Genomic DNA, 25,734 nt, shown 5'->3' on the forward strand with positions numbered 1-25,734 from the left:
ACATGACCACCGCCCTCGACCGGGCCGCCGCACCCGGCGGCGACGGCAGCCCGGTGCTCTCGGTCGAGGACCTCCACGTCCGCTACGGCGGCTCGCACGTCCTGCAGGGCGTCTCGTTCACCGTGCCGGCGACCGGGGTGACCACACTGCTCGGGCGCAACGGTGTCGGCAAGACGACGACGCTGAAGGCGATCATCGGACTCGCCCCGCGGACCGGCCAGATCCTCCTGCAGGACAGGGCGATACAGCATGAGCCGACAACGCGGATCATCCGCCGCGGCATCGGCTACGTGCCCGAGGATCGCGAGGTCTTCGGTGGCCTGACCGTGGACGAGAACCTGCGCCTCGTCGATCCCGACCGCGGCGTGGAGGCGCCCATCGTGGGCACGCTCTTCCCCGACCTCGTCACCCGCGCCAAGCAGCGCGCCGGGACGCTGTCCGGTGGCCAGCAGCAGATGGTCTCGCTGGCCAGGGTGCTGCTGCGGGACACGTCGGTGCTGCTCATCGACGAGCCGACCAAGGGTCTGGCGCCGAAGCTGGTCACCGAGGTCGCCGACGTGCTCGCCGAGGTCGCGCGGACCACTCCGATCCTGCTCGTCGAGCAGAACCTTCCGCTCGTGCGGCGCATCGCCGACACCGTCGTGGTGCTCGACGCCGGCCAGGTCGTACACAGCGGCGGCGCCGCCGAGCTGGTCGCCGACCCACAGCTGACACGCGAGCTCCTCGGCGTCTCGATGCGGCGGGAGGGGGCAGCATGACCGACTTCGTGCTCATCCTCGTCACGGGCCTGGGTCTCGGGGCCCTCTACTTCCTCGCGGCAAGCGGTCTGAGCATCATCTATGGCCTCATGGGCGTGCTCAACTTTGCCCACGGCGCCTTCATGATGGCCGGGTCCTACGCAGGGTTCCTCACCATGGGTGCCCTGCCGGGCAGCCTCTCCGTCGCCGTCCGCCTCGCCATCGCCGTCGTCGTCGCCCTCGCCGTGGGCGCCGTCATCGGGTTCTTCGTCGAAGTGGTCCTCATCCGACCGCTCTACCGACACCACATCCAGCAGGTCCTCGTGACCGTGGGCCTCTCTCTCGCCAGCGTCGCTGCGGCACAAGGCATCTGGGGTGCCGACCCCCGCACGGTGGAGAAGCCGGAGTGGATGGCGAGCACGACGATGCTCCTCGGAGCCCGCCTGCCCAACGACCGGTTCCTCTTCATCGCGGTGGCACTCGCCGTCTTCCTTGGTCTGCAGGCGCTGCTGCACTACACCCGGCTCGGCCTCATCATCCGCGCCGGTGTCGAGAACCGCACCATGGTCGAGGCGCTCGGCATCAACGTGCATCGGACGTTCACGGTCGTCTTCGCCCTCGGCGGCTCGGCTGCCGCGCTGGCGGGACTGTTGTACTCGCAGTACGCCGGGACGGTGTCGCCCGCGCAGGGCGGCTCCCTGTTGATCTACGCCTTCATCGTCGTCGTCATCGGCGGCATGGGGTCTCTCGTCGGCACCGCGGTGGCGGCCGTGGCCGTCGGCCTGGTCCAACAGCTGGCCAACTTCTACGCCGCGAGTGGCGTTGGCGACCTGTCCGTCGTGCTCCTGCTCGCCCTGGTCCTGCTGCTCCGCCCCGCGTCAATGAAGGGAGCCCACGCATGAGGACCGCCGTGTCGCTCAAGGCCCTTCCGGCCATCATCGTGCTGGCCGTCCTCGCCTACCTGCCATACGTGCCCATCGAGGTGCCCGGCCTCCTCCCGGGCCGGGTCAACGGGCCGGGCAGCCTCCAGCTGCTGGCGACCTGCCTCGTGATCGCCGGCATCGCGCTCAGCTACGACGTCATCTTCGGCAGGACCGGACTGCTCAGCTTCGGGCACGCGCTCTTCGTCGCCGCCGGGAGCTATCTGCTCACGATCTCGTTGTCCGACTGGGCGCTTCCGCTCCCGGTGGCCGTCCTCGTGGCGCTGGGCGTGACGACGCTGCTCGCGCTCGTCGTCGGTGGGATCGCGTTGCGGGTCGGTGGGATCGCCTTCGCCATGGTGACCCTGGCCTTCGCCCAGGCGGCGTCCATCATCGTGATGCGAAACGCTGGCGGACTGACCGGCGGCGAGGAGGGCAAGTCCCTCAACCGCAGCGCGGTGCCCGAGCTGCTCGTCGGTGTGGCGAACGCGCCCTACCGCTACTGGCTCGCCCTCGGTTTCGTCGTCGTCGCGTTCGTCGTCGTGACGCTCCTCGTGCGCTCTCGAGCCGGTCACGCCATGGCCGCGGTCCGCGAGAACGAGGCTCGCGCTGCGGTGCTCGGCTTCGACACCTACCGGGTCAAGCTGCTGGCGATCGTCGTCGGTGCCGTCCTCGGCGGACTGGGAGGGGTCGTCCATGCCCTGGTCCTCGGCGGTTCCAACCCGCACCTGACCACCACCGAGTTCACGCTCGCTCTGCTCATCATGGTCGTGCTGGGAGGAGCCGGCAGCATGTGGGGTGCGCTGCTGGGCGGCTTCCTCTACCACTATGCCGACGCCCGGCTCGTCGAGCTGAGCGGCGCCGGCTTCCTGGACTCGCTGCCTGACGTGGTGCAGCAGATCCTGTCCGAGCCGCTCTTCATCCTCGGGTTGTTCTTCATCATCATCGTCTACTTCGCACCGGCTGGCCTGACGGGACTCGGGGGCCGGCTCATCAGGAGAGGCCGCGCGACATGAGCATCGCCCCCGACTTCGTCATCGAGCAGCCGATCGGCAGCCTCGCCATCCACGACCTCACCGTCGGTGTGGCCCGCGAGGGCGCTCCCGTGGTGGTGGCCGTCCACGGGATCACCGCGAACGGCCTGTCCTGGCGGCGGGTGGCCGATGAGGTGGATCGTCGCCACGGACCGGGCGCCGTCCGGTTCCTCGCGCCGGACCTGCGCGGCCGCGGGGGAAGCCGACGCGTGCCGGGGCCGTACGGACTGGCCGCTCACGTGGAGGATCTCAGCTCGATCGCCTCGATCTTCGCCGCGGCACCGCTGCTCGTGGGTCATTCCATGGGTGCGTTCGTCTCCGCCCTGGCGGTGGCCACCCACCCGGAGCGGTTCTCGGGTGCCCTGCTGGTGGACGGCGGACTGGCCATCCCGGCGCCGGCGGATCTCGACATCGATGCGGCGCTGACGGCGGTCATCGGCCCGGCCATGGATCGCCTCGCAATGCGCTTCGACGGTATCGAGGACTACCTCGCGTTCTGGAACGCCCATCCGAGTCTGGGGCCGGCCCTGCGGGGTCCCGCTGGCGATGCGGTCCGGCAGTACATCACCCACGACCTCGTGCAGGACGCAGAAGGTGGCCCGTGGCGCAGCTCCTGCGAGCTCGAGGCGGTCCGTGCCGATGGCGCGGACATCCTCGCCGATCCGCTGACGCACGCGGCGGTGCATCGAGCCGTCGAGCTCGGCAAGCCGATCGACCTGGTCTGGGCGCGGCGTGGACTGCTCAACGAGGCTCAGGGCCTCTATGACGAGCAGCGCCTGGCGGCGCTCGGCGTCCCGGATGCGGTGTCGGTCACCCCGGTCGACGCCAACCACTACGACGTCATCCTGGACGCTGCCGGGATCGAGGCGATCGCGGACGGGATCGATCGCCACCTGGGCCGCTCCCTCTGATCCGAGGCGCAGAAGGTCAGTCCTGCGCGAGCAGCCGCCGCAGACGGAGGGCGAGCTGCAGCTCCAGGGCCTGCTCCGGCTGCTGCCAGGTGGGGCCGAGCAAGGCGCCGATCCGCTCCAGCCGCTGAGACACCGTGTTGACGTGGACGTGCAGGCTCGCGGCGGCGTGGCGTGGACTGGACCCCGCCGCGAAGTAGGCCTCGAGAGTGCCCACGAGGTCCGTGCCCCGGCGCTCGTCGTAGTCCAGGACCGGGGCGAGCAGCCGCCTGACGTACTCGGCGACGTCTGGGTCGGAGCCGACGATGAGACCGGCGAAGCCGAGCTGGGTGGCGGCTGCCCCATGGCCACGGTGACCGAGCGCGATGAGGGCCCTCGTCGTCCGGGCACCCTCCTCGTGGGCACCGTGGACCCCGTCGACGCCGGTCACGGGCCCGACGCCGGCCACCGTCACCGGCGACCTCCGACTCAGGCGCGCGGCAACCGACTTCGCGAGCGCGTCGGGATCCCGCCCCGGGACGAGCGCCACGATGTGTCCGTCGTGCGACCCGACGAGAGAGCCCTCCCCGGTGGCGGTGCTCGCCGACATCACGAGGGCGCGGTTCGCCGCCCGGTCCTCTCCGCGCATGACGAGCACGCAGAACTCGGTGAGGGGGTCGAACCCCCACGCCCGAGCGAGCTGGACGCGCTCGGCGTCGCCGCCGCGGCCCGCGACGAGGTCCGAGATGACGCGGTTCCGCTCGGACTGGCGCGCATCGGCAGCGTTCCGCTCGAAGAGCAGGACGAGCGCAGTCACCATGCCCGCGCGCTCCACCGTGCGGCAGTCCGAGTCGCTGAGGTCGCCGACGTCACCGATGAAGAGGGTGCCGAGCTGCTCGTGGGCGGCGTTGATCCGTACGGCGTAGGTGTTCTCGACGTGGACGATGCGTCCACCGGCCTCGCTCGCCTTCCGCTGGAGCTCGTGGAAGCCGGGCCCATCGATCAGGTCGGGTGCCGGCCCCGTCGCGGACCGCACCGAGCTGCCCTCGTCGACGAGGACCGCCCAGCCACCGAGCAGCTCGGCGACCGCGTGCGTGATGCCTTCGACCCCTCCGCCACCGAGGACAAGGGCGGCGAAGCGGTCGTGCGCAGCAGCGGCCTTCTCGATGCCGGCGGCGTACTGGCGCACCGTCTCGTGGGCCTGCTGGAGCGCCCGCACGGCGTTCTCGGCGTCGGCGAGGGCGCGTGTCTGGACCAGCGTCACGGCTGCGAGCGTCGCGAGGTTGCCGAGGAGGCCAACCTCCTCGCGGGTGAACGGCCGTGCCGTGCGGTTTGCGGCGAACAGCACCCCGACGAACTCCGACTCGACGATGAGGGGCGTGCCGCAGATGGCGACGATTCCCTCCTCGCCCACAGCGCCGTCGATCGGGCGGGTGTGCTGGAACCGGGCGTCGGAGAAGTAGTCGGCAGTCCAGTACGGCTTCCGGGTCGAGGCGACGAGCCCGCCCAGGCCGTCGCCGAGAGCCAGACGAACCGACTGGAAGGCCGCGGAGACCGACCCGGAGGTCGCGCGCATGAAGGTGTCCTTGGCCACGGGGTCGTAGAGCGTCAGGTAGGCCAGGTCCGTCTGGAGCAGGTGGCGGGCCCGGCGGACGATCGCCTCGAGCACCTGTGCCGGATCGTGCTCGGTGGCGAGCTCGCGAGCAGTGTCGAGCAACGCCGCGAGCCCCGCCTCTCGGCGTTGGTGGACGTCACGGGTGTGGGCGACGCGCAGGGCGAGGTCGCGCCCGACCGACGGGCCGTCGGCGCCGGCGATCTCCGCAACGGTGGCGCCGGACGCCAGCAGCTCGAGCAGGTGAAGGACCTGCTCGGTCGAGGTGTCGGGAGTCGTCGTCACGGGGCCGATCTTAGGCAGAGCAGCCGGCACCGAGGCACCGGGGCCGGGCGCCGGGGGCGCGGCGTGATCCCTCAGTGAGCCGTCCACCCGCCGTCCATGACGAAGGACGTGCCGGTGACCGAGGCGGACGCTGGGCCGCAGAGGAACAGCGCCAGGGCAGCGACCTCGTCCGGCTCGACGAGCCGCTTGAGGGCCACGGGCGAGAGCATGATCTGCTCTACCACCTCGCTCGGCGAGATGCCGTGCGTCCGAGCCTGGTCCTCGATCTGCTTCTCGACCAAAGGGGTCCGCACGTAGGCGGGGTTGATGCACGTCGACGTCACGCCATGCGGGCCGCCCTCGAGCGCCACGACCTTGGACAGGCCCTCAAGTCCGTGCTTGGCGGTGACATAGGCCGACTTGAAGGCGCTGGCGCGCAGCCCGTGGACGCTGGAGATGTTGATGATCCGACCCCAGCCCTGCGCGTACATGTGGGGGAGCGACTGGCGAATGAGCCGGAACGGGGAGACCAGCATGAGGTCGATGATGAGGTCGAAACGCTCGAGCGGGAACTCCTCGACGGGGCTGACGTGCTGGATTCCGGCGTTGTTGACGAGGATGTCGACGGCGGTGGGCAGTCCGGCGAGACCGTCGAGGTCAGCCAGGTCGGCGACGACCGGGCTGATCCCCGACTCCTGGGCCACCTCCGCCAGCCCTGCCTCGTCCCGGTCGACCGCGTGCACCTTGGCCCCCGCCCTGCTCAGCGTCCGGGCGATGGCGGCGCCGATGCCGCTCGCGGCCCCGGTGACGAGCGCGGTCCTGCCGTTCAGGTCGATGGGGTCGTTGGCCATGGAGGGGCCCGTCCGGTGGGGCGCGGTGGATTCTGGGGCGTCGCGAGCGTCGTTGCGGGCGTCGGGCATGCGGGAAGACTATGAACCGGCCATGCGCGCGATCATGTGCGTGCCGGACACAAATCAACGGAATTGATGTGGCCCGCCCCCGCACCGCAGAGCACAGGGGAGCGACTGGTTCCGCGGTGCCGCGGGTTGCAGCGCCGACCCGGCGACGAGCTCTGCGGACCTAGATGTCGCGGAAGACCTCGATCGTCGCGCCGAGCGCATTGAGCCGGTCGGCGAGGTCCTCGTACCCGCGGTTGATCACGTACACGTTGCGCAGCACCGACGTGCCCGGCGCGGCGAGCATCGCGAGGAGGATGACGACCCCGGGGCGCAGCGCCGGCGGGCACACCACCTCGGCGGCCCGCCACCGGGTCGGTCCCTCGATCATGACCCGGTGCGGGTCGAGCAGCTGGACCCGGGCTCCGACCTTGGTCAGCTCGGTCAGGTAGATCGCCCGGTTGTCGTAGACCCAGTCGTGGATCATCGTGCTGCCCTCGGCCACGGCGCCGATGAGGGCGAAGAAGGGCAGGTTGTCGATGTTGAGCCCGGGGAACGGCATCGGGTGGATCTTGTCCGTCGGGGCACGGAGTGGGCCGGGGATCGTCGTGATGTCGACCAGCCGGGTCTTGCCGTTGGCCGAGGTGTACTCCTCGCTGAGGTCGTACTTCATCCCCATCTCCTCGAGCGTCGCCAGCTCGATCTCGAGGAACTCGATGGGGGCGCGGCAGATGGTGATGGAGGAGTGGGTCACCACGGCGGCCGCGACCAGGCTCATCGCCTCGATCGGGTCCTCGCTCGGGGCGTAGTCGACGTCGACGTCGATGTGCGCGCGGCCGTGGACCACGAGCGTCGTGGTGCCGATCCCGTCGATCCGGACGCCGAGCCTCTCGAGGAAGAAGCAGAGGTCCTGGACCATGTAGTTCGGGGAGGCGTTGCGGATGACGGTCGTGCCGTCGTGTCGGGCTGCCGCCATGAGGACGTTCTCGGTGACCGTGTCGCCGCGCTCGGTGAGCACGATGGCGCGGGTCGGGTTGACGCTTCCGCTCGACCGTGCCACGTAGAAGCCGTGGGTGGCGGTCACCTCGAGACCGAAGGCGCGCAGGGCCGCCAGGTGCGGCTCGACGGTGCGCGTGCCCAGGTCGCAGCCGCCCGCGTATGGCAGCCGGAACTCCGGGTAGTCGTGCAGGAGCGGACCGAGGAACATGATGACCGTGCGGGTGCGGCGCGCTGCCGCGACATCGATGGCGTCGAGCCGCAGCTGTGTCGGAGGGATGATCTCGAGGTCGTTGCTGTCGGGCAGCCACCGGGTCCGGACGCCGATCGAGGCGAGCACCTCGAGGATCCGGTTGACCTCCTCGATGCGGGCCAGGTTGCGAAGCGTGGTCCGCCCGCGGTTGAGCAGGGACGCGCAGAGCAGCGCCACCGCGGCGTTCTTCGACGTCTTGACGTCGATCGAGCCGGACAGCTGCCGGCCGCCGACGATGCGCAGGTGCTGGGGGCCCGAGTGACCCACCGAGACGAACTCGGAGTCGAGCGCGTCGCCGATCTTGGCCAGCATGTCGAGGCTGAGGTTCTGCCGGCCGGCCTCGATCCGGGTGACGGCACCCTGTGAGGTCCCTAGCAGCTCAGCGAGGTCGGACTGGGTCATTCCCTTGTGGCGTCGCGCGTCGCGGATCAGGCCGCCGATACGGGTCAGGTAGGTCTCAGACACGGACCCGAGGCTAACTCATATATGAGTTAACGCAACTCGGGACACGTATGCCGCTGGGTCGCGACCCAGCCGGACCCTCGGGGAGCGTGGGCTGGGACCGAGCCCGGCGGCATACGGCCTCCCGGTTGCCTCAGGCGGGCAGGGTGGCCACCCCGGGCGGGAGGAAGCGGCGCCCGGTGACCTGCTCCGCAACGCCGGTCCGGTCGAGCAGCGGGGTGATCCCACCGTTCCAGAACTGGAAGCCGGCACCGGTGATCATGGCCAGGTCGAGGTCCATGGGGGACTGGGCGACCCCCTCCTCGAGCATCCGGTGGGCCTCGTCAGCCAGCACGGCGAGCGCGCGCTCGCGCACCTCGGGGACCTGGAGGACGACGGGCTCGGCCGGCTTCTCGATGAGCTCGGCGACCTCCGGGTCGAGCACCGGCCTGCCCGAGCTCAGAGCGTGGAAACCCGGCTTCTTCGCCGCGACGAGCCGCTGGAGCGTCGGCGAGGAGTAGAAGCGGTCCGGGAAGGCGTGTACCAGCGTCTGCCCGTTGTGCAGCGCGATCGCCGGGCCGACGAGGCCGATGAGCACGAAGGGCGGCATCGGCGCGAGCCCGGCGAAGGCGCGGTCGACGACCTCGATCGGGGTGCCCTCGTCGAGGATGCGGATCGCCTCGCCCATGAACCGCCCCAGCAGCCGGTTGACGATGAAGGAGGGACGGTCCGCCGCACGGACGCACGTCTTCCTCAGCTCCGCCCCGACCGCGAAGGCCGTGGCGAGCGTCGCCTCGTCGGTCTGCGCGCCCGGGATGATCTCGAGCAGGGGCATCACGGCGACCGGGTTGAAGAAGTGGAAGCCGACGACCCGGTGGGGATGTGCCAGCCCACTGGCCATCTCGCTGATCGACAGGCTCGATGTGTTCGTGGCGAACACGCAGTCGATCCCCACGATGCTCTCGAGCTCGGCGAAGACCCGCTGCTTGACCGACAGCTCCTCGAAGACCGCCTCGATGACGAAGTCCGCGTCCACGAAGCCGTCCTTGCTCGTCGATCCCGTGACCAGGGCCTGGTAGCGGTTGAGGCGGTCCGCGCCCAGCCGACCCTTGGCAGCGAGCTTGTCGAGCTCGGCGTGGACGTAGCCGACGCCCTTGGCGACGCGCTCGTCGTCGAGGTCGGTGAGGATGACGGGCACCTGGAGGCGCTGGACGAACAGGAGCGCGAGCTGGCTGGCCATGAGGCCGGCGCCGACGATGCCGACCTTCGTCACCCGACGGGCCAGGCTCTTGTCGGGCGCTCCGGCGGGACGCTTGGCGCGTTTCTGGACCAGCTCGAAGGCGTAGAGCCCGGCGCGCAGCTCATCGCTCATGATGAGGTCCGCGAGGGCCTCGTCCTCGGCTGCGAAGGCCTCCTCGCGGGTCGCGGTGCGTGCCGCGGCGAGCAGCTCGAGCGCCCGGTAGGGCGCAGGGGACTGCCGGCCGGTCTTGAGGTCGGCCAAGCCCTTCCCCTTGGCGATCGCGGCCGTCCAGTCCGCTTCGTCGCGGTCCACCTCGGGGCGGCTCACCGTCACCGCGCCGGACAGGACACCGGCTGCCCACGCGATCGAGCGCTCGAGGAAGTCAGCAGGCTCGAAGAGCGCGTCGGCCAGCCCGAGGTGGAACGCCTCGACGCCCGTGAGCATCCGGTTCTGGGACAGCGGGTTCTCGATGATGACCTTGAGGGCGGTCTCGACTCCGACGAGGTCGGGCAGCAACCAGCACCCACCCCACCCCGGGACGAGCCCGAGGAACACCTCGGGCAGGGCCATGGCTGGGACGCCGGCGCTGATCGTGCGGTAGGTGGCCGACAGGGCGAGCTCGACCCCACCACCCATCGCGGCCCCATTGACGAAGGCGAAGGTGGGGACCGGCAGGTCCGAGAATGCCGCGAAGGCCGCGTGCCCCGCCTGCGCGATGCTGCGGGCCTGGTCGCGCTCGGTGATGAGCGGGACGCCGGTCAGGTCCGCGCCGACTGCGAAGATGAACGGCTTGCCGGTCACGGCGACGGCCGCGATCTCGCCTGCCTCCGCCCGCGCGCGCACGTTGTCGACCGCGGCGTGGATCTCGGCGATCGACTGCGGTCCAAAGGTGTTTGGCTTCGTGTGGTCGAGGCCATTGTCGAGCGTGAGCAGGGCGAGGGTCCCGAGTCCGCCGGGGAGGGCGACGTCACGGACGTGGGCGTGGGTGACGACCTCGTCATGGAGGTCGACCGCAGGAGTCGTCGTCGTGGTGCTGGTCACTTCTGCTCCTCCGTGCTGGTGGCGCCCTGCGACGGGACGTACGCGTCGTGGTGCGGGTTCTCCCAGATGACGCACCCGCCCATGCCGATGCCGATGCACATCGCGGTGAGCCCGTAGCGGACCTCGGGGTGCTCCTCGAACTGCCGGGCGAGCTGGGTCATGAGCCGCACGCCGGAGCTGGCGAGCGGGTGTCCGACGGCGATGGCGCCGCCGTACTCGTTGACGCGTGGGTCGTCGTCGGCGATGCCGAAGTGGCCGAGAAAGGCGAGCACCTGGACGGCGAACGCCTCGTTCAGCTCGAAGAGCCCGATGTCCTCGATCGTCAGCCCCGCCTTGGCGAGGGCCTTTTCCGTGGCAGGCACCGGACCGATGCCCATCACCTCCGGGTCGACGCCGACGAAGGCGTAGGTGAGCAGGCGCATCCGGGCCGGGAGCCCGAGCGCGGCGGCCGCTGCCTCGGAGGCGAGCAGGCACGCCGTCGCACCGTCGTTGAGACCGGCGGCGTTGCCGGCGGTGACCTTGCCGTGGGGGCGGAACGGCGTCTTCAGCGTGGCCAGGTGCTCGAGGGTGGTGCCGGGACGCGGGGGCTCGTCGGTCGTGGCGAGTCCCCAGCCGAGCTCGTCGTGGCGGACCGCCACCGAGACGAGGTCGGGCTGGATCCTGCCGTTGGCGTAGGCCTTGGCGAGCTTCTCCTGACTGGCGACGGCGAAGGCGTCCGATCGCTCCCTGGTCAGGTGCGGGAAGCGGTCGTGCAGGTTCTCGGCCGTCTTGCCCATGACGAGCGCGTCGGGGTCCACGATGCGCTCCGCGAGGATGCGCGGGTTCGGGTCGACGCCCTCACCCATCGGGTGTCGGCCCATGTGCTCGACGCCGCCGGCGATCGCGACGTCGTAGGCGCCGAAGGCGATCGAGCTCGCGGTGTTGGTCACGGCGGTCATGGCCCCGGCGCACATCCGGTCGACGGAGTAGCCCGGAGTGGTGTTGGGCAGGCCGGCCAGGAGCGCTGCCGTGCGGCCCAGGGTCAGGCCCTGGTCGCCGATCTGGGTGGTCGCCGCGATGGCGACCTCCTCGACCTGCTCCTTGGCCAAGGAGGGGTTGCGGTTCAGCAGCTCCCGGATGCACCGGATGACGAGGTCGTCGGCGCGGGTCTGGGCATACACGCCCGTCTCACCCGCCTTGCCGAATGGTGTGCGGACGCCGTCGACGAAGACGACCTCATTGAGCGGGCGGGGCACGATGCCTCCTGGCGAGATCAGGGAAGGGGCGTTTCCCGCCAGCCTACTAGCGGGTAACTTCTCGTCCAACGCCCCCTTCGCGTGAGCGTCCTCACCTTGGGCTGGACCGGGTGGGGGCGGGAAGCCGGCTCAGCGGCATACGGCAGGGTGTGGTGCCCGTCAGGTCCGGGGGTGCTCCGCGCAGGCGCGGGCGACGAGGGGCGCCGCCAGCGTCGTCTGCCAGGACCGAGCGCCCATGTCGGTCAGGGCTTGGGCGACCTCGGCAGTCGTGGGGGCGGGGGGCGCCTCCCACAGGTAGCGGCGGAGCAGGTCAGGGGTGAGGACGTTCTCGACCGGGATGGCCAGCTCGTCCGACAGACCCCCGAGGAGCTCACGAGCGCGGGCCAGGCGCGCGGCGGCGACGGGGTCCCGCTCGGCCCACGTGCGCGGTGGAGGCGGACCGACTGATGGCAGGGCGAGGGCCGGCAGCTCGTCCTCGCGCAGGGCCAGGGCGTGCGAGAGCACGTCGATGAGCGCTTCCGAGTTACGGCGGATCGACCTGGCCAGGCGTGGGTCCGAGGAGGTCAGGGTGCGCGGCGCCCGCTCGGCTCGTTGGTGGGACATCGCGATCTCGGCGATGGCGGCGTCGGGCAGCACCCGCCCGGGTGACACGTCGCGCTCCCTGGCGAGCGCGTCCCGCCACAGCCAGAGCTCGCGCACGATGGCGGTGCCACGGCGAGCGCGGATGCGGTGGATTCCCGAGGTGCGCCGCCAGGGATCAACGCGCGGCTCCGGGCCGGTGAACGACAGGAGCGACGCGAACTCCTCCTCGGCCCAGCCGGCCTTTCCCTGCCTCTCGAGGTCCTCCAGCACCGCGTCGCGCAGGTCGACGAGGACCTCGACGTCGAGGGCGGCGTAGCGCAGCCACGGCTCCGGCAGGGGGCGGACCGACCAGTCCACGGCCGAGTGCTCCTTGGCCAGCTGCAGCCCGAGGTAGTGCTCGACCATGGCACCGAGGCCGACTCTCGGGAGGCCGGCGAGCCGACCGCCGAGCTCCGTGTCGAACAGGACCCGCGGGTGCAGGCCGACCTCGGAGAGGCACACGAGGTCCTGGGTCGCTGCGTGCAGGATCCACTCCGCGTCGCCGATCGCCTCGTCGAGCGGTGCGAGCTCGGGCAGGGCGACGGGGTCGACGAGAAAGGTGCCCGAGCCGGACCGGCGCACCTGGACGAGGTACGCGCGCTGCCCGTAGCGGTAGCCCGAGGCGCGCTCCGCGTCGATGCCGATCGGGCCCGAGCCCCGCGCGACCGCCTCGGCGGCGCGCATCAGGGAACGCTCGTCGGTGACGACCTCGGGCACGCCGTCCGTCGGCATGGTGAGGGGAACGAGCGGCTCGTGCCGGTCGTCGCCCGGTCCGTTCGGCTCAGCGCTCACCGGCGCTGCCCGGGCAGCGGCACCACACCGTCGGGCAGGGGCGGGATCCCGGCGATCGTGCACAGCAGGTCGGCCCAGGCACGCAGGTGCTCGGTGAGGGCGCCACTGACCGGGGTCCACGACGCGCGGATCTCCATCTCCACGCTGGCGGCGCGGTCGGCGAGCCCACCGAAGCTCTCGCTGACGACGCGGGTCACGGTGCCTGCCTCGGCCGTCCAGGTCAGTGCCCGGCCGTTGAGGGAGTCGGTCAGCCACGACCAGCCCACCGCACTGAGCATGGGGTCGCCCGCCAGCTCGGCCTCGAGCGCGGCGCGGGCGAAGGTGACCACCCGCCAGGTGCCCGCCCACGTGTCCGGACCCGCCGGGTCGTGCAGGAGGACGAACCGGCCGGTTGCGAGCTCGCCCTCCGGGTCGGCCGGGTCGATGACGTCGGCGGTGAGTGCCGCGGCGTAGGGAGCGATCCGGGTGGGGGCGGGGACCTCGGTCAGTCGCACGTCAGAGCGCACTCGGACGTCGCGGAGGGCGGTGAGCACCTTCGCGAAGCCCGCGCCGTGGTTCCCCGGCAACGTTCTCGTGTGCACCCGTCGAGGGTATGTCGCCGGGGGTGTTTTGTCCGCAGGGCGCGCCGAGGTGCCTGGGAGGGGCACCCCCGCATGCGTGGCAGGATTGAGCGGTGCCGAACCCTGACACGTCCCCCGCGTCCGTCTCGACGAGCCCCGGCAGCCCCCGGGAGAGCGACCTCGTGCGCGCCGCCCGTCGCCGGCCCGTGGGCCGGACTCCGGTCTGGTTCATGCGCCAGGCCGGCCGCTCCCTGCCGGAGTACCGGGCCGTCCGCGAGGGCATCACCATGCTCGATTCGTGCATGCGGCCAGAGCTCGTCACGGAGATCACGCTCCAGCCGGTGCGTCGGCACGAAGTCGACGCCGCGATCTTCTTCAGTGACATCGTCGTGCCGCTCAGGGCGGTCGGGGTCGACCTCGACATCGTCGCCGGTGTCGGTCCCGTCGTGGCACGCCCGATCCGGGAGCGAAGGGACCTCGAGCAGCTCGTGGACCTCACTCCGGACCATGTGCCGTACATCACAGAGGCCGTCCGGCAGCTGGTCGCGGAGCTCGGCTCGACTCCGCTCATCGGCTTCGCCGGCGCACCGTTCACCCTCGCGTCCTACCTCGTCGAGGGCGGGCCGTCGAAGAACCACGAGCACACCAAGGCCATGATGCACGGCGACCCGGAGCTGTGGGACGCGTTGTGCTCGCAGCTGGCGCAGATCTCCGGCGCGTTCCTGCGCGTCCAGGCCGAGGCCGGCGCGAGCGTGGTCCAGCTCTTCGACTCCTGGGTCGGTGCGCTGTCCCGCGCCGACTACGTCCGGCACGTGCAGCGGCACTCGGCCGCCGCGCTGGCGGCGGTCAGCGACCTCGACGTCCCGCGAATCCACTTCGGGGTGGGCACGGGTGAGCTGCTTCGCCTGATGGGCGAGGCCGGCGCCGAGGTGGTCGGTGTCGACTACCGGGTCAGCCTGGCGGACGCTGTCGAACGGCTGGGCCCGGACCACGCCGTGCAGGGCAACCTGGACCCTGCCCTGCTCTTCGCGCCGTGGGAGGCCATCGAGCGGCGCGTGCGCGAGATCGTGGACGAGGGCAGGCGGGCTCCAGGCCACATCTTCAACCTCGGCCACGGCGTCCCTCCCGCCGTCGACCCCGACGTGCTGACCAGGGTGACCGCCCTCGTCCACGAGGTGTCGACTCGCTGATGGCGGAGGCGCAGGTGACGCAGGCGGAGAAGCAAGGGTCGCTGGCCCGCTCGAGCCTCGTCATGGTGGGTGGGTCGTTTGCATCCCGGGCCCTTGGCGTGGTCCGGGCCGGCCTGCTCACCGCGATCATCGGCACGCTCGCGGCCGGTGACGCCTTCAACCTCGCCAACACCCTGCCCAACGTCTTCTACATCCTCGCCGCGGGCGGCATCCTCAACGCCGTCCTCATCCCCGCCCTGACGCGCGCGATGAAGCTGGCCGACGGCGGACAGGAGTTCACCGACCGGGTGGTGACGGTCGCCCTGGTCGCGATGGGCGTCATCACCGTGCTCGTGGTCCTGGGCGCCGGCGCGTTCGTGTCGTTGCTGTCCGGCGATCGGGGTTCCGACTTCGAGCGGCTGGCGCTCGCGTTCTCCTTCATCTGCCTGCCCCAGATCTTCTTCTACGGCGCGTTCGCCCTCTTCGGCCAGATCCTCAACGCCAAGCACCGGTTCGGGGCCTTCGCCTGGGCACCGTTCGTCGCCAACATCGTCGCGGTTGCCGGCCTGCTCGTGTTCATCGCGGTCTTCCCCGCTCCCCAGGTCGTCAACGCCCAGGGCCAGCCGCTGCCCCGGCCTCCCGACCAGTGGACGGGCCCGATGATCTGGCTCTTCGCGGGGTCGGCGACGGTGTCCGTCATCGCCCAGGCTGTCTGGCTGCTTCCGGCGCTCCACCGGACCGGGTTCCGCTATCGCCCACGCTGGGGGCTGCGGGGCGTCGGTCTTGGCGGGGTCAGCCGACTTGCAGTCTGGGCCTTCATCGGACTCGCGGTCGCCCAGCTCGGGTTCTTCATCACCCAGTGGGTGCTCAACACGGCCGCCGCCCGGTCCGGGCGGCCGGCGGACGACCCGCTGCGAGCGACGTCGGTCTACACGGTGGCCTTCACCATCTTCATGCTGCCGCACGCCTTCATCGCGGTCTCCATCATCACCGCGCTCTTCCCGCGGCTCTCGAAGTCAGCGGCTGACGACGACGTCGCAACGCTCAAGGGCGACTTTCGACGCGGCATGATCCTGCCGCTGGTCGCCAATGTGCCGGTCATGGTCTTCGTCATGGTGGCTGCGACGCCCATCGTCGCCCTGCTCAACCCCGGCATCGACGGGCCGTCCATCGAGCTCGCGGCCATCGTCCTCGTCGTCATGATCCTCGGCATCGTGCCGTTCGGCGTCGACCTGTTGTGCTACCGCGTCTTCTTCGCGCTCGAGGATGGGCGTTCGCCCTTGGTCATGCAGGCCGTACTGACGACGATCTCGCTCACCGCTGGCCTCATCACCCTCGCGCTCGAACCGAAGTGGGCCATCGCCGTCGTGGCCATCGGCCAGACGGTCGGCAACGTCGCCAGCTCGACGACCGGGATCATCCTGCTCCGGCGCCGACTCGGCCTGCTCGGGCTGGGCCAGATCGTCGACTCGACGGCCCGGATCGGGGTGGCCGCCGCTGCCGCGGGTCTGCTCGCCTGGGGCACCATGACCGTGCTGTCGCCCATCCTCGGAGACCCCACGGCCCCGTCGAGCGTGGTGGATCGCCTCTTCACCAGTGGCGTCGTCCTCACCTTCACGGGGACGCTCTTCGTGATCGTCTACCTCGCGTTGGCGCACACCTTCCAGGTCCGTGAGGTCCGCGACGTCGCCGAGATCGTGCGCCGCCGCATCGGCTGAGCCCTTCTCTGATCGAGTGAACGCTTTCGGGCGCACGTTGCCCTTTCACACCGATGCCGTATGCCGCTGGGCTCGGTCTGCGCGAGCGCCAGGACCCAGCCACGATCGGACCCCACGCCACGTCTGCCCGGGCGACGTTGTCACTGCTGATGCCGGTCAGGGCTGGCACTCCCGAATCCTGTTCACTCGATCAAGGTGGCCGTCAGTCCGCGGCGGCGGCCGGGGTGGCTGGTCCGCGGCTGCGCCGGCGTAGCCAGCGGCGGACGAACCAGGCCACGACCAGGGCGATGAGCAGCCACGGCAGGAGCACGGCGAGGCCGGTGAGGACGACCATGAGGGAGCTCAGCAGCGACTCCCACGCCCTTTCGAGCCCGGCGAGGAAGCCGTTGTCCTCCGGCTGGGGCGAGGCCGTCTCATCGGTCCAGAGGGAGACAGACACCTCCGCCGTCGTCGTCCGGCGGTCGAGCTCGGCGAGCTGCTGCTGAAGCGAGTCGAGGTCGGCCTGGCGGCGGCTCAGCTCGCTCTCGAGCAGGACGATCTGGTCGAGCGTCGTCGCCTTGACCATGAGCGCGCGAACCCGAGCGATGCTGTCCTTGGCGGGGTCGATCCGGGCCTGTGTGTCGGTGTACGTCGAGGTCACGTCCACCGACTGGGACGAGCGGTACGACACCGTACCGAGGTTGGCGGACGACAGGTCGGCGAGCACGGGGTCGAGCTTGTCGGCCGGGACACTCAGCGTGAGCCGGGCCTCGTTGACGCCCACGGGCGGCGCGGGGGCGTCCTGGGAACCAGCCCCACCTTTCGGGCCGCCATACGAACCGGTCGGGTCGGATGCGGTCACGATGCTCTCCGAGAGGATCTGGCCCCCTGCCGCAACGGCGATGGCCCGGACCTGGCCGCTCGCCTTCGAGATGTTGGTGACCTTGACGCCGAGCCAGGCCGTCCGCGCCAGCTTGGGGCCGACGACGGCAGCCATGTCACGGCCGGGCTGCCCTGCGGATGGGGCCGCGCCGTCATCCTTGGCCGCCGAGTCCGGCTCGGACGCCCCGACTCCAGGCGCTGCGGGTTCGGCTGCACCGCCGGCCTCGGAGCCGGAACCGGACGACGGACCGGGGAGCCAGCCGCTGGCGGGATACCCGCCATCGGCGGGGGAGCCTGACCGCAGCGCGCTCAGCCCGAACGGGACCGACAGGGCCACGAGGAGGAGCACGGCACCGATCACCAGCAGGACCCGTCCGTGACGCGAGTCGGTGAGGCGCAAGCGACTGATGGCATTCATGGTGGTCTCCCGGCTGGGTCCTCGGCGACGCGGACGGCGACGCTCTACCTGCATGGACACGGGACGCACCCGGAACGTTGCCGGTGGGGTGGCAGAGTGAGCCCATGGTCGGACGAGTGGGAGTGGTCGGTGCCGGCATCGCGGGACTGGCAGCGGCCTGGCACCTCGTCCGAAAGGCGCCCCACCTCGAGGTGACGATCCTGGAGGGTTCCTCCCGCGTCGGCGGCAAGCTCCGGCTCGAGCAGGTGGGCGACATCGCCGTCGACGTCGGGGCCGAGTCGGTCCTGGCTCGCCGACCCGAGGCGATCCAGCTCTTCGAGGAGCTCGGGCTGGCGGACCGCGTGACCCACCCAGCACGGGTACCGGCCTCGATCGTCTCAGGCGGCGTCCGTCGACCGATGCCGACCGGAACCCTGATGGGCGTGCCATCGGACCCCGAGTCGGTGCGCGGCCTCCTCACCGACGCCGAGGTCCGAAGGCTCTCGGCCGAGCAGGAGACTCCGCCGGTCGAGACGGACGTGTCCGTCGGGGAGCTCATCGATGCGCGACTCGGCCCTGCAGTGACGGACAAGCTGGTCGAGCCGCTGCTCGCGGGCGTCTATGCCGGCAACTCTCGCCGGCTCTCCCTGCAGATGGCGGTTCCGTCCCTCTTCCGGGCAGCCACGGAGGGCACCTCGCTGCTCGAGGTCGCCCGGTCGGCGGCGCGGCACGCTCCGGCTGAGGGTTCGGACAGCGAGGCCGGGCCGCCGCCGGTCTTCGCCACCGTTGCCGGTGGCCTCGGCACCGTGCCGGTCGCCTTGGCGAGCCGGTTGGCAGACCTCGGGGTCGATGTCCGCACCGGCACGATGGTCCGCCGACTTCAGCGCCGGCACGTGGAGGGCGCGGACCCGCAGCACCAGTCCCTCGTCCTCTCCACCGGGCCCACGACCGACGTGCGCCGGCACGTCTTCGACGCCGTGATCCTGGCGACTCCGGCAGCCCCCACCGCTCGTCTCCTCCGCACCATCGCACCGGACGCGGCGGAGCGCCTCGCCGCGATCGAGTACGCCTCGATGGCGATCGTCACGCTCGTCCTCGCGGGGCCGGCGCCGGAGCTGCTCGAGGGCAGCGGCTTCCTCGTCCCCCCGACCGAGCAGCTGACGATCAAGGCCTCCACGTTCAGCAGCGTCAAGTGGCCGTGGCTCGCCGCCGCCCATCCGGACCGCACCGTCCTGCGCGCGTCCATCGGGCGGCACGGCGAGGAGGCCGTGCTCCACCGCCCCGACGACGACCTCGTGGCCACCGCCCTCGAGGATCTCACCACCGTCCTCGGCCGCCCCTTGCCATCCCCCCTGGCAGTCCACGTCCAGCGATGGGGAGGCGCCCTGCCGCAGTACGCCGTCGGCCACCTCGACCGCGTGGCCGGCCTCACCGAGCCCGCCCCGGGAGTCGCGCTCGCCGGTGCCGTCTACGGTGGCGTCGGCGTCCCGGCCTGCATCGCATCCGGCCGTCGGGCAGCCGACGCCGTCCTGACCCGACTGCAGGGCCATGGGCACGGGTTGCGATGATGGGCGGCATGAGTGACAAGCTGACGCCGGCCCAGATGCGAGAGATCAACGAGACGATCCGTTACTCGATGTGGTCGGTGTTCGCCAGCGTCACGCCTCTCGGAGACGACCGTGACGAGCTCGCCGACGAGCTGGCGGCCCTCCTCGACACGATCACGAGCGAAGGTGTCACGGTCCGCGGGATCTATGACGTGGCAGGCCTGCGCGGTGACGCGGACTTCATGGTCTGGTGGCACGCCGCGACCATTGAGCAGCTCCAGTCCGCCTACCACCGGCTCCTGCGCACCGAGCTCGGCAGCCACGTGGAGCCCGTCTGGTCGTCAGCCGCGCTGCACCGTCCGGCTGAGTTCAACAAGAGCCACATCCCGGCCTTCATGGCCGAGGAGGTCTCACGCAAGTACGTGTGCGTGTACCCGTTCGTCCGCTCCTACGACTGGTACCTGCTCGACGACAAGGACCGTCGCGACATGCTCCGGGAGCACGGCCAGATGGCCCGCGACTACCCGGACGTCCGCGCCAACACCATCGCGTCGTTCGCCCTCGGCGACTACGAGTGGCTCCTCGCGTTCGAGGCGGACGAGCTGCACCGGATCGTCGACCTCATGCGCGAGCTGCGTGCCTCGCGCGCCCGCAACCACGTCCGCGAGGAGGTCCCTTTCTTCACCGGGCCCAAGGTCGAGGCCAAGGAGCTCGTCGCCAACCTGCGCTGAGCTCTGGTACCAGCCGGGTAGCACTGAGCGGACCGCTCGCCTCAGTCGTCGAAGACGCCCTTGGTCACGATCGCGACGACGGGGATGAGCAGGAAGGCGACCCACGACCCGGTGCGCAGGAAGATGGCCAGCGCGATGAACGGGATCAGAGCGAGGACGGTGTCACGCACCCGACGCCCCGCCGGACGACCTGGCTCGACCGCCCCGACACCGCTGCGCACCAGTTCCTGTCCGTCTGGTCCGAGGGCCGGGAGGTCGGTGAAGAGATCATCGAGGTCGCGCCGCGTGAGGGCGTCAGCCGCCCGGCCGCGCCGGTCCTCGTACTCGAACGAGTCGAGCCGCCCGGCCTCGTGGTGCTTGGCGAGCAGTTCCATGGCCGCACGCCGCTCCGCGTCGCCGACCCGGTAGTCCTCGGTGCCCATGTCGCGAGGATAGGCGAAGCCGCGTCGCGCGACGCCACGCGCCACCCAGTGCCGCTGGGCTCCCGGCGAGCCCAGCGGCATACGGACTCATCGACTCATTCGGTGACCGGCTCCAGACGCAGGCTGATCGAGTTGATGCAGTACCGCTGGTCGGTGGGCGTGTCGTAGCCCTCGCCCTCGAAGACGTGGCCGAGGTGCGACCCGCACGTCGCGCAGCGGACCTCGACGCGGCGCATCCCGTGGCTGCCGTCCTCGATGTACTCGACCGTGTCGCCGGCGAGCGGCGCGTAGAAGGATGGCCAGCCGCAGTGCGACTCGAACTTCGTGTGGCTACGGAACAGCTCGGCGCCGCACGCGCGACACGAGTAGACGCCCTCCGTCTTGGTGTCGGTGTACTCACCACGGAACGGCGCCTCGGTGCCTGCCTCGCGCAGGACCTGGAACTCCGCCGGCGTCAGTCGCTCGCGCCACTCCTCGTCGGTGTGCTGGACGGCATAGGTCTTGTCGCTCTCCATGTCCATCCCAACGTGACCCGGGCGCCGTTTGTGCCCGTCACGGGGGGAGGGCGCCTTACGGAGGCGTTACGACGTGAGCTGCCCAGCCTTTGGCACGATGGCGGTGTGAAGGTCCGTCAGCTGGTCGCGCGCCCCGTCCTCATCGCAGGCGCGGCAGGTGGGGGCTCCGCGGTCGGGGCGGCGGCCGGGTCCGTCGCGGCGGCCGCCTGGTTCGCACGCCGGCTGCTCACCCCGGACGAGCTCCAGCCGGACGACGTCGCCATCGTGGCGCACGACGACGAGTCCGTCACCTTCGCCGCAGGCCCCGACCCGGACGTGCCGGGACGCTACGGCGTCTGGCTCGACGGGGGAGCGGGTCACGCCCGCGTCGGGCAGATCGTCGAGCGCGACGAGGCCGCCGCGACCGTGCGCCGGGAGCTCATCGCGGTCGACCGCGGGACGCTCGGCGTCGGCCCCGCCCGGTGGAACCAGTACTACTACTGGGACCGGCCGAGCGTCAGCATGGGCCTGCCTGACGAGGAGGTCGTCGTCACCTCGGAGGTCGGTGCGCTGCCGGGCTGGATCGTGCGACCCGAGGAGCCGGCATCGGGGCGCGACTGGGCCGTGCTCGTCCATGGTCGCGGAGCCCGCAAGGAGGAGACGCTCCGGGCCGTCCCGGTGCTGCGCGCCGCGGGATGGACCTGCCTCGTCGCGGCCTACCGCAACGACCGGGACGCGCCACGTGGCCCCGACGGCCGGTACAACCTGGGCCTCTCCGAGTGGCGGGACGTCGAGGCGGCGATCCGGACCGCGGTCGCAGAGGGAGCCGAGCGGATCGTCCTGTTCGGCTGGTCCATGGGCGGGGCGATCGTCCTGCAGACGCTCCGCCGCTCCCGCCACGCCGACCGGATCGTCGGCGTGTGCCTCAACTCCGCGGTCATCGACTGGGATGCGGTGCTGCGTCATCATGGCCGACTCAACCACCTGCCTGGCCCGCTCGTGCGGATCGCGCGCCGGCTCATGGGCTCGAGACGCGGACGCGCGCTGGTCGGGCTCATCGAGCCCATCGATCTGGCACACACGGACTGGGTGGCCCGGGCCGACGAGCTCGATGTGCCGATCCTGCTCATCCACTCGACCGGCGACACGGTCGTTCCCTTCGCGCCCGCGGCCGCCCTGGCGCAGCGGCGGCCGGACATCGTCCGGTTCGAGCCGTGGGACCGGGCACGGCACTGCAGAGAGTGGAACTACGACCCCGAGCGGTGGGAGTCGGTCGTGTCGTCCTTCGTCGCGGGGCTGCAGTGCGTGCCGGCGCCCTTGGATCGGGCCCGGGCTAGCGGCGAGTGAGCCAGCGTCCCATGAGGGTCGAGGCCTCCTCGACGAGGACGGCGAGCTCGAGCTCGAGCGGTGCCGCATCGGACCCCACCGGCCGTGGGTGGTCGCCTCCGACGACCCGCGGGGCGATGGTGAAGCACAGCTCGTCGAGGAGGCCGGCCGCGAGGAAGGAGGCCGTCAGGCGTGGACCGCCCTCCGTGAGCAGCCTCGTCCAGCCGCGGGTGTGGAGCTGCCCGAGCAGGTCGCCGAGGTCCACGTCGTCCTCGCCGCAGACGAGGACGTGGTCGTCCCCGAGCACCGAACGCGCATCACCGATCCCCGGGGCGGAGGCGCTGGTGGCGAGCAGGACCTCGCCGGGTGGCGCACCGCCCAGGGTCGGTGGAAGGAATCCGGCGCGGCTGACGGTGACGAGGGGGAGGGCATCCGCGAGCCCGGCACGCTCCCGGATGGGCTGGAACTCTGGTGGGACTGCGACGGCTGAGTAGCCCTCGACCCGAATGGTGCCGGCTCCCACGATGACGGCGTCGCTCAGTGCACGGAGCAGCTCGAAGACGACGTGGTCCGCCTCGGTGTTGATGGAGCCGGACCTGTTGTCGGGTCCGTTGGCCGCGCCGTCGAGCGTCGTCACCATGTTGCACCGCAGCCACGGGTCGACAGGGACTGCGTAGGCCGCCGCGAGGGCCTCGAGATCGAGCTCCTCGCCAGGCGTGAGGCCACTGGCACCGGGTACGAGCAGGCGCATGGACCAACAGTAGGCGGCCACGCTTCCCGCAGTGGGCCGGCCGGATCCGACAGGATGGCGACATGGGTAAGGGCAAGAAGAACAAGGATGACCCGAAGGGCGGCAGGAGCGGCGCACGGGCCGACGCGGATGCGCTCGAGTCGAAGGAGAAGGCCGACGAGGAGCGCAAGGTCGCCGAGACCGCCGAGAAGATGGTGAACGAGGGAGTCCATCCGCTCGGAGGCTTCTCGGATGCGCTGCACGTCGAGAAAGGCTTCGTGCTCGCCGATGTCGACGCCTCATCGACTCCCGCCTTCGGTGGCGACAAGATCGCCGGCAAGGCGGCCCTCGAGTCGTCCGAGGAGGAGCTGGCCGACCTGCTCGAGCGGCTCTGGGCCGAGTCCACCGCTGGCTCGAAGCGGGCCCTGCTCCTCATCGTCCAGGGAATGGACACGTCCGGGAAGGGCGGCATCATGAGGCACGTGGTCTCGGTCAACCCGCAGGGCGTCAACGCCACCGCGTTCAAGGCACCGACCGAGGAGGAGCTCTCCCATGACTTCCTCTGGCGCGTCGAGAAGGCCCTGCCCCAGCCGGGGCAGCTCGGAGTGTTCGACCGGTCCCAGTACGAGGACGTCCTCGTCGTGCGGGTCCACGACATCGTCCCCAAGGAGGTCTGGTCGAAGCGCTACGCGCAGATCAACGAGTTCGAGCGCCGGGTGATCGCGAGCGGCACCAAGATCGTCAAGGTGATGACCCACATCAGCAAGGACGAGCAGCAGGCGCGCCTCATGGAGCGGCTCGAGCGGCCCGACAAGCACTACAAGTTCAACCCGGACGACGTGGACGAGCGCGGCCACTGGCTCGCCTACATGGAGGCCTACCAGGCGGTCTTCGACAAGACCTCGACCGTGGGGGCCCCGTGGCACGTCGTGCCCTCCGACCGCAAGTGGTACGCCCGCCTCGCCGTCCAGCAGCTGCTCCTCGAGGCCCTGCGCGAGATGGACCTCCAGTGGCCCACGGCCGACTTCGACGTCGAGCTGGAGAAGAAGCGCCTCGCCGAGAGCTGACCCTGACCGCACCACTGGGTGGGCCGGTTCAGCCGATGCGGTCGAGGATGGGACCGGTGGCTGCCGCCAGGTCGACCGGCAGGGTGCCGAAGGTGTGGCCGTGGCCGCCCTCGACCCGGCTGGCGAGGAACGCATCGGCCACGCCGGGGGAGTGCTCGACGAGCAGGGCGGCCTGCATGGCCACGGCCAGCTGCTCGACGGCCGAACGGGCAGTGAATGCTGCGTCGGGTGAGTCGGGCTGCAGCGAACGCGCTTGTTCGACAGCCCGGTCCGTGTGGTCGTCCAGGGCCCCGCTGGCGCCGCGCACCCGGTGCAGCTCCTTGGTGAGAGCCTCGAGGCTGGACGGCTCCCGGGTGATGGCCCGCATGACGTCGAGGGCGTTGACGTTCCCCGATCCCTCCCAGATGGAGTTGAGCGGCGCCTCCCGGTACAGCCGTGCCAGGCCGTTCTCCTCGACGTAGCCGTTTCCGCCGAGACACTCGAGGGCCTCGGCCACCATGGGGGCGGTGCGCTTGCAGACCCAGAACTTGCCGAGGGCCACGCCGAGCCGCGCGTAGTCCGACTCGCCGGTGTCGAAGGCGTGGGCCAGACGCATCGCCAGGACCGTCGCAGCCTCGGCCTCGAGCGCGAGGTCAGCGAGGACGTTGCGCATCAGCGGCTGGTCGATGAGCAGGCGGCCGAAAGCGGCCCGGTGCCGAGCGTGGTGCACGGCCCGGCTCACCGCGTCGCGCATCGTCGCGGTGGAGCCGAGCACGCAGTCGAGGCGCGTTGCCCCCACCATGTCGATGATGGTCCGCACGCCCCGGCCCTCCTCTCCCAGCCGAGCACCCCACGTGCCGTCGAGCTCGACCTCGCTCGAGGCGTTGGAGTGGTTCCCCAGCTTGTCCTTGAGCCGCTGCAGGGCGAACGGGTTGCGGGTGCCGTCGTCGAGCGCGCGGGGCACGACGAAGCACGTCAGGCCGCCAGGGGCCTGGGCCAGCATGAGGAAGACGTCGCTCATCGGCGCGGAGCAGAACCACTTGTGGCCGGTGAGCCGGTACGTGTCGCCGAGGAGCGGACCGTCGGGGCTCGGCATGGCCGTTGTCGTGTTGGCCCGGACGTCGGAGCCGCCCTGCTTCTCCGTCATGCCCATCCCGGCGATGGCCCCGGACTTCTCTGCGACGGGCCGGATACCGAAGTCGTAGCGACGACTCGCGAGCATGGGGAGCCAGCGCGCCGCCTGCTGCGCGTCACGCCGCAGAGCCGACCCAGCGGCATACGACATGGAGACGGGGCACCCGTGACCGGCTTCGACTCGAGACCACAGCATGAACCCGGCTGCGCGCCGTGCGTGCGCGGTGCCAGCCACGGTGGCGGTCCACGGCTCCGCCGTCAGGCCGGCGCCGACCGCCTGGGTCATGAGCCAGTGCCAGGACGGGTGGAACTCCACCTCGTCGATCCGGTTTCCCCACGCGTCATGCGTGTGCAGGACGGGCCGGTTCGCGTCGGCGAGGCGGCCGTGCTCCTGTGCCTCAGCCGTGCCCGCGAGGCGGCCGAGCTCCGAGAGGGACATGGCGTCGTCCCGCTCGACCCACCGGGAGACCGCTTCGGACAGGGGTCGGTCGTCGTCGAGGAAGCTCCTGTCGACGAATGGCTCGGCCTGGTTGGTGACCTGGTGCGTGCTCACTACTGCAGAGTAGGGCGGAAGATGCCGCAGCCGGGGCGCAGGGCGCGAGCGGGTCAGGTCGGACCGTCGCGCGGGCC

22 protein-coding genes are annotated in these 25,734 nt (G+C 71.0%); 10 read left to right on the forward strand and 12 right to left on the reverse strand.

The annotated features are described in order from the left end of the window. Window positions 1-2 precede the first annotated feature (2 nt). Genes VJN29_RS12180 through VJN29_RS12195 form a run of 4 tightly spaced genes read left to right on the forward strand, consistent with a single transcriptional unit; the run spans window position 3 to window position 3,602 of the window. Window positions 3-758, forward strand: coding sequence for an ABC transporter ATP-binding protein (locus VJN29_RS12180; protein WP_324143948.1), 756 nt, complete (start codon window positions 3-5; stop codon window positions 756-758). Next, on the forward strand, window positions 755-1,639 hold the full coding sequence (locus VJN29_RS12185; protein WP_324143898.1) for a branched-chain amino acid ABC transporter permease: 885 nt from the start codon (window positions 755-757) through the stop codon (window positions 1,637-1,639). Before VJN29_RS12180 ends, VJN29_RS12185 begins: the two co-directional genes overlap by 4 nt. Beyond that, window positions 1,636-2,673, forward strand: coding sequence for a branched-chain amino acid ABC transporter permease (locus VJN29_RS12190; RefSeq protein WP_324143899.1), 1,038 nt, complete (start codon window positions 1,636-1,638; stop codon window positions 2,671-2,673). The genes VJN29_RS12185 and VJN29_RS12190 overlap by 4 nt, the downstream gene beginning before the upstream one ends. Then, window positions 2,670-3,602, forward strand: a complete 933-nt coding sequence (locus tag VJN29_RS12195; RefSeq protein WP_324143900.1) for an alpha/beta hydrolase — start codon at window positions 2,670-2,672, stop codon at window positions 3,600-3,602. The genes VJN29_RS12190 and VJN29_RS12195 overlap by 4 nt, the downstream gene beginning before the upstream one ends. 16 nt (window positions 3,603-3,618) lie before the next feature. On the opposite strand, the gene VJN29_RS12200 is transcribed toward VJN29_RS12195, so the two are convergent. From VJN29_RS12200 to VJN29_RS12230, 7 genes are all read right to left on the reverse strand, one after another. Beyond that, the gene (locus VJN29_RS12200; protein ID WP_324143901.1) at window positions 3,619-5,475 is read right to left on the reverse strand and encodes a helix-turn-helix domain-containing protein; all 1,857 of its coding nucleotides are present in this window, start codon (window positions 5,473-5,475) and stop codon (window positions 3,619-3,621) included. Between the two features lie 71 nt (window positions 5,476-5,546). After that, window positions 5,547-6,374: a 3-hydroxybutyrate dehydrogenase gene (locus VJN29_RS12205; protein ID WP_324143902.1), complete on the reverse strand. Its 828-nt coding sequence runs from the start codon at window positions 6,372-6,374 to the stop codon at window positions 5,547-5,549. Between the two features lie 160 nt (window positions 6,375-6,534). Then, on the reverse strand, window positions 6,535-8,064 hold the full coding sequence (locus VJN29_RS12210; protein ID WP_324143903.1) for a UDP-N-acetylglucosamine 1-carboxyvinyltransferase: 1,530 nt from the start codon (window positions 8,062-8,064) through the stop codon (window positions 6,535-6,537). 130 nt (window positions 8,065-8,194) lie between these two features. Further along, the gene (locus VJN29_RS12215) at window positions 8,195-10,321 is read right to left on the reverse strand and encodes a 3-hydroxyacyl-CoA dehydrogenase NAD-binding domain-containing protein (RefSeq protein ID WP_324143904.1); all 2,127 of its coding nucleotides are present in this window, start codon (window positions 10,319-10,321) and stop codon (window positions 8,195-8,197) included. Further along, window positions 10,318-11,556: a thiolase family protein gene (locus VJN29_RS12220; RefSeq protein WP_324143905.1), complete on the reverse strand. Its 1,239-nt coding sequence runs from the start codon at window positions 11,554-11,556 to the stop codon at window positions 10,318-10,320. The genes VJN29_RS12215 and VJN29_RS12220 overlap by 4 nt, the downstream gene beginning before the upstream one ends. 159 nt (window positions 11,557-11,715) lie before the next feature. Continuing rightward, entirely contained in the window at window positions 11,716-12,969 is a 1,254-nt protein-coding gene (locus VJN29_RS12225; RefSeq protein ID WP_414654351.1) for an HRDC domain-containing protein, read from the reverse strand. After that, the gene (locus tag VJN29_RS12230) at window positions 12,966-13,550 is read right to left on the reverse strand and encodes a DUF3000 domain-containing protein (RefSeq protein ID WP_324143906.1); all 585 of its coding nucleotides are present in this window, start codon (window positions 13,548-13,550) and stop codon (window positions 12,966-12,968) included. The genes VJN29_RS12225 and VJN29_RS12230 overlap by 4 nt, the downstream gene beginning before the upstream one ends. Before the next feature lie 92 nt (window positions 13,551-13,642). On the opposite strand from VJN29_RS12230, the gene hemE reads away from it, so the two are divergent. Beyond that, a complete protein-coding gene (gene hemE, locus VJN29_RS12235) occupies window positions 13,643-14,719 on the forward strand; it encodes a uroporphyrinogen decarboxylase (RefSeq protein ID WP_324143907.1) in 1,077 nt (358 codons plus the stop codon). Further along, entirely contained in the window at window positions 14,719-16,416 is a 1,698-nt protein-coding gene (gene murJ, locus VJN29_RS12240; protein WP_324143908.1) for a murein biosynthesis integral membrane protein MurJ, read from the forward strand. The genes hemE and murJ overlap by 1 nt, the downstream gene beginning before the upstream one ends. A gap of 202 nt (window positions 16,417-16,618) precedes the next feature. On the opposite strand, the gene VJN29_RS12245 is transcribed toward murJ, so the two are convergent. Further along, window positions 16,619-17,695 carry a DUF4349 domain-containing protein gene (locus VJN29_RS12245; protein WP_324143909.1) on the reverse strand — a complete coding sequence of 359 codons (1,077 nt, stop codon included), beginning with the start codon at window positions 17,693-17,695 and terminating at the stop codon, window positions 16,619-16,621. Between the two features lie 104 nt (window positions 17,696-17,799). On the opposite strand from VJN29_RS12245, the gene hemG reads away from it, so the two are divergent. Further along, window positions 17,800-19,242 carry a protoporphyrinogen oxidase gene (hemG, locus tag VJN29_RS12250; protein ID WP_324143910.1) on the forward strand — a complete coding sequence of 481 codons (1,443 nt, stop codon included), beginning with the start codon at window positions 17,800-17,802 and terminating at the stop codon, window positions 19,240-19,242. An 8-nt stretch (window positions 19,243-19,250) separates the two neighbouring features. Beyond that, window positions 19,251-19,952: a hydrogen peroxide-dependent heme synthase gene (gene hemQ / locus VJN29_RS12255; RefSeq protein WP_324143911.1), complete on the forward strand. Its 702-nt coding sequence runs from the start codon at window positions 19,251-19,253 to the stop codon at window positions 19,950-19,952. Between the two features lie 41 nt (window positions 19,953-19,993). Here the strand turns inward: hemQ and VJN29_RS12260 are convergent, their stop codons facing one another. Further along, entirely contained in the window at window positions 19,994-20,455 is a 462-nt protein-coding gene (locus VJN29_RS12260; protein WP_324143912.1) for a DUF1707 domain-containing protein, read from the reverse strand. 14 nt (window positions 20,456-20,469) lie between these two features. After that, window positions 20,470-20,889, reverse strand: coding sequence for a peptide-methionine (R)-S-oxide reductase MsrB (gene msrB, locus VJN29_RS12265; protein ID WP_324143913.1), 420 nt, complete (start codon window positions 20,887-20,889; stop codon window positions 20,470-20,472). 105 nt (window positions 20,890-20,994) lie between these two features. On the opposite strand from msrB, the gene VJN29_RS12270 reads away from it, so the two are divergent. Next, window positions 20,995-22,215, forward strand: coding sequence for an alpha/beta hydrolase family protein (locus VJN29_RS12270; protein WP_324143914.1), 1,221 nt, complete (start codon window positions 20,995-20,997; stop codon window positions 22,213-22,215). Here VJN29_RS12270 and VJN29_RS12275 read toward each other — a convergent pair. Next, complete coding sequence (locus VJN29_RS12275; RefSeq protein WP_324143915.1) at window positions 22,202-22,945, reverse strand: dihydrofolate reductase family protein; 744 nt, start codon at window positions 22,943-22,945, stop codon at window positions 22,202-22,204. The genes VJN29_RS12270 and VJN29_RS12275 overlap by 14 nt on opposite strands. A gap of 62 nt (window positions 22,946-23,007) precedes the next feature. Between VJN29_RS12275 and VJN29_RS12280 the strand changes: the two genes are divergently transcribed. Next, a complete protein-coding gene (locus tag VJN29_RS12280; protein WP_324143916.1) occupies window positions 23,008-23,991 on the forward strand; it encodes a PPK2 family polyphosphate kinase in 984 nt (327 codons plus the stop codon). 28 nt (window positions 23,992-24,019) lie between these two features. On the opposite strand, the gene VJN29_RS12285 is transcribed toward VJN29_RS12280, so the two are convergent. After that, window positions 24,020-25,657 carry an acyl-CoA dehydrogenase family protein gene (locus VJN29_RS12285; RefSeq protein WP_324143917.1) on the reverse strand — a complete coding sequence of 546 codons (1,638 nt, stop codon included), beginning with the start codon at window positions 25,655-25,657 and terminating at the stop codon, window positions 24,020-24,022. Between the last annotated feature and the right edge of the window lie 77 nt (window positions 25,658-25,734).

The organism is Intrasporangium sp. (assembly GCF_035280925.1).
Taxonomy (GTDB): domain Bacteria; phylum Actinomycetota; class Actinomycetes; order Actinomycetales; family Dermatophilaceae; genus Intrasporangium.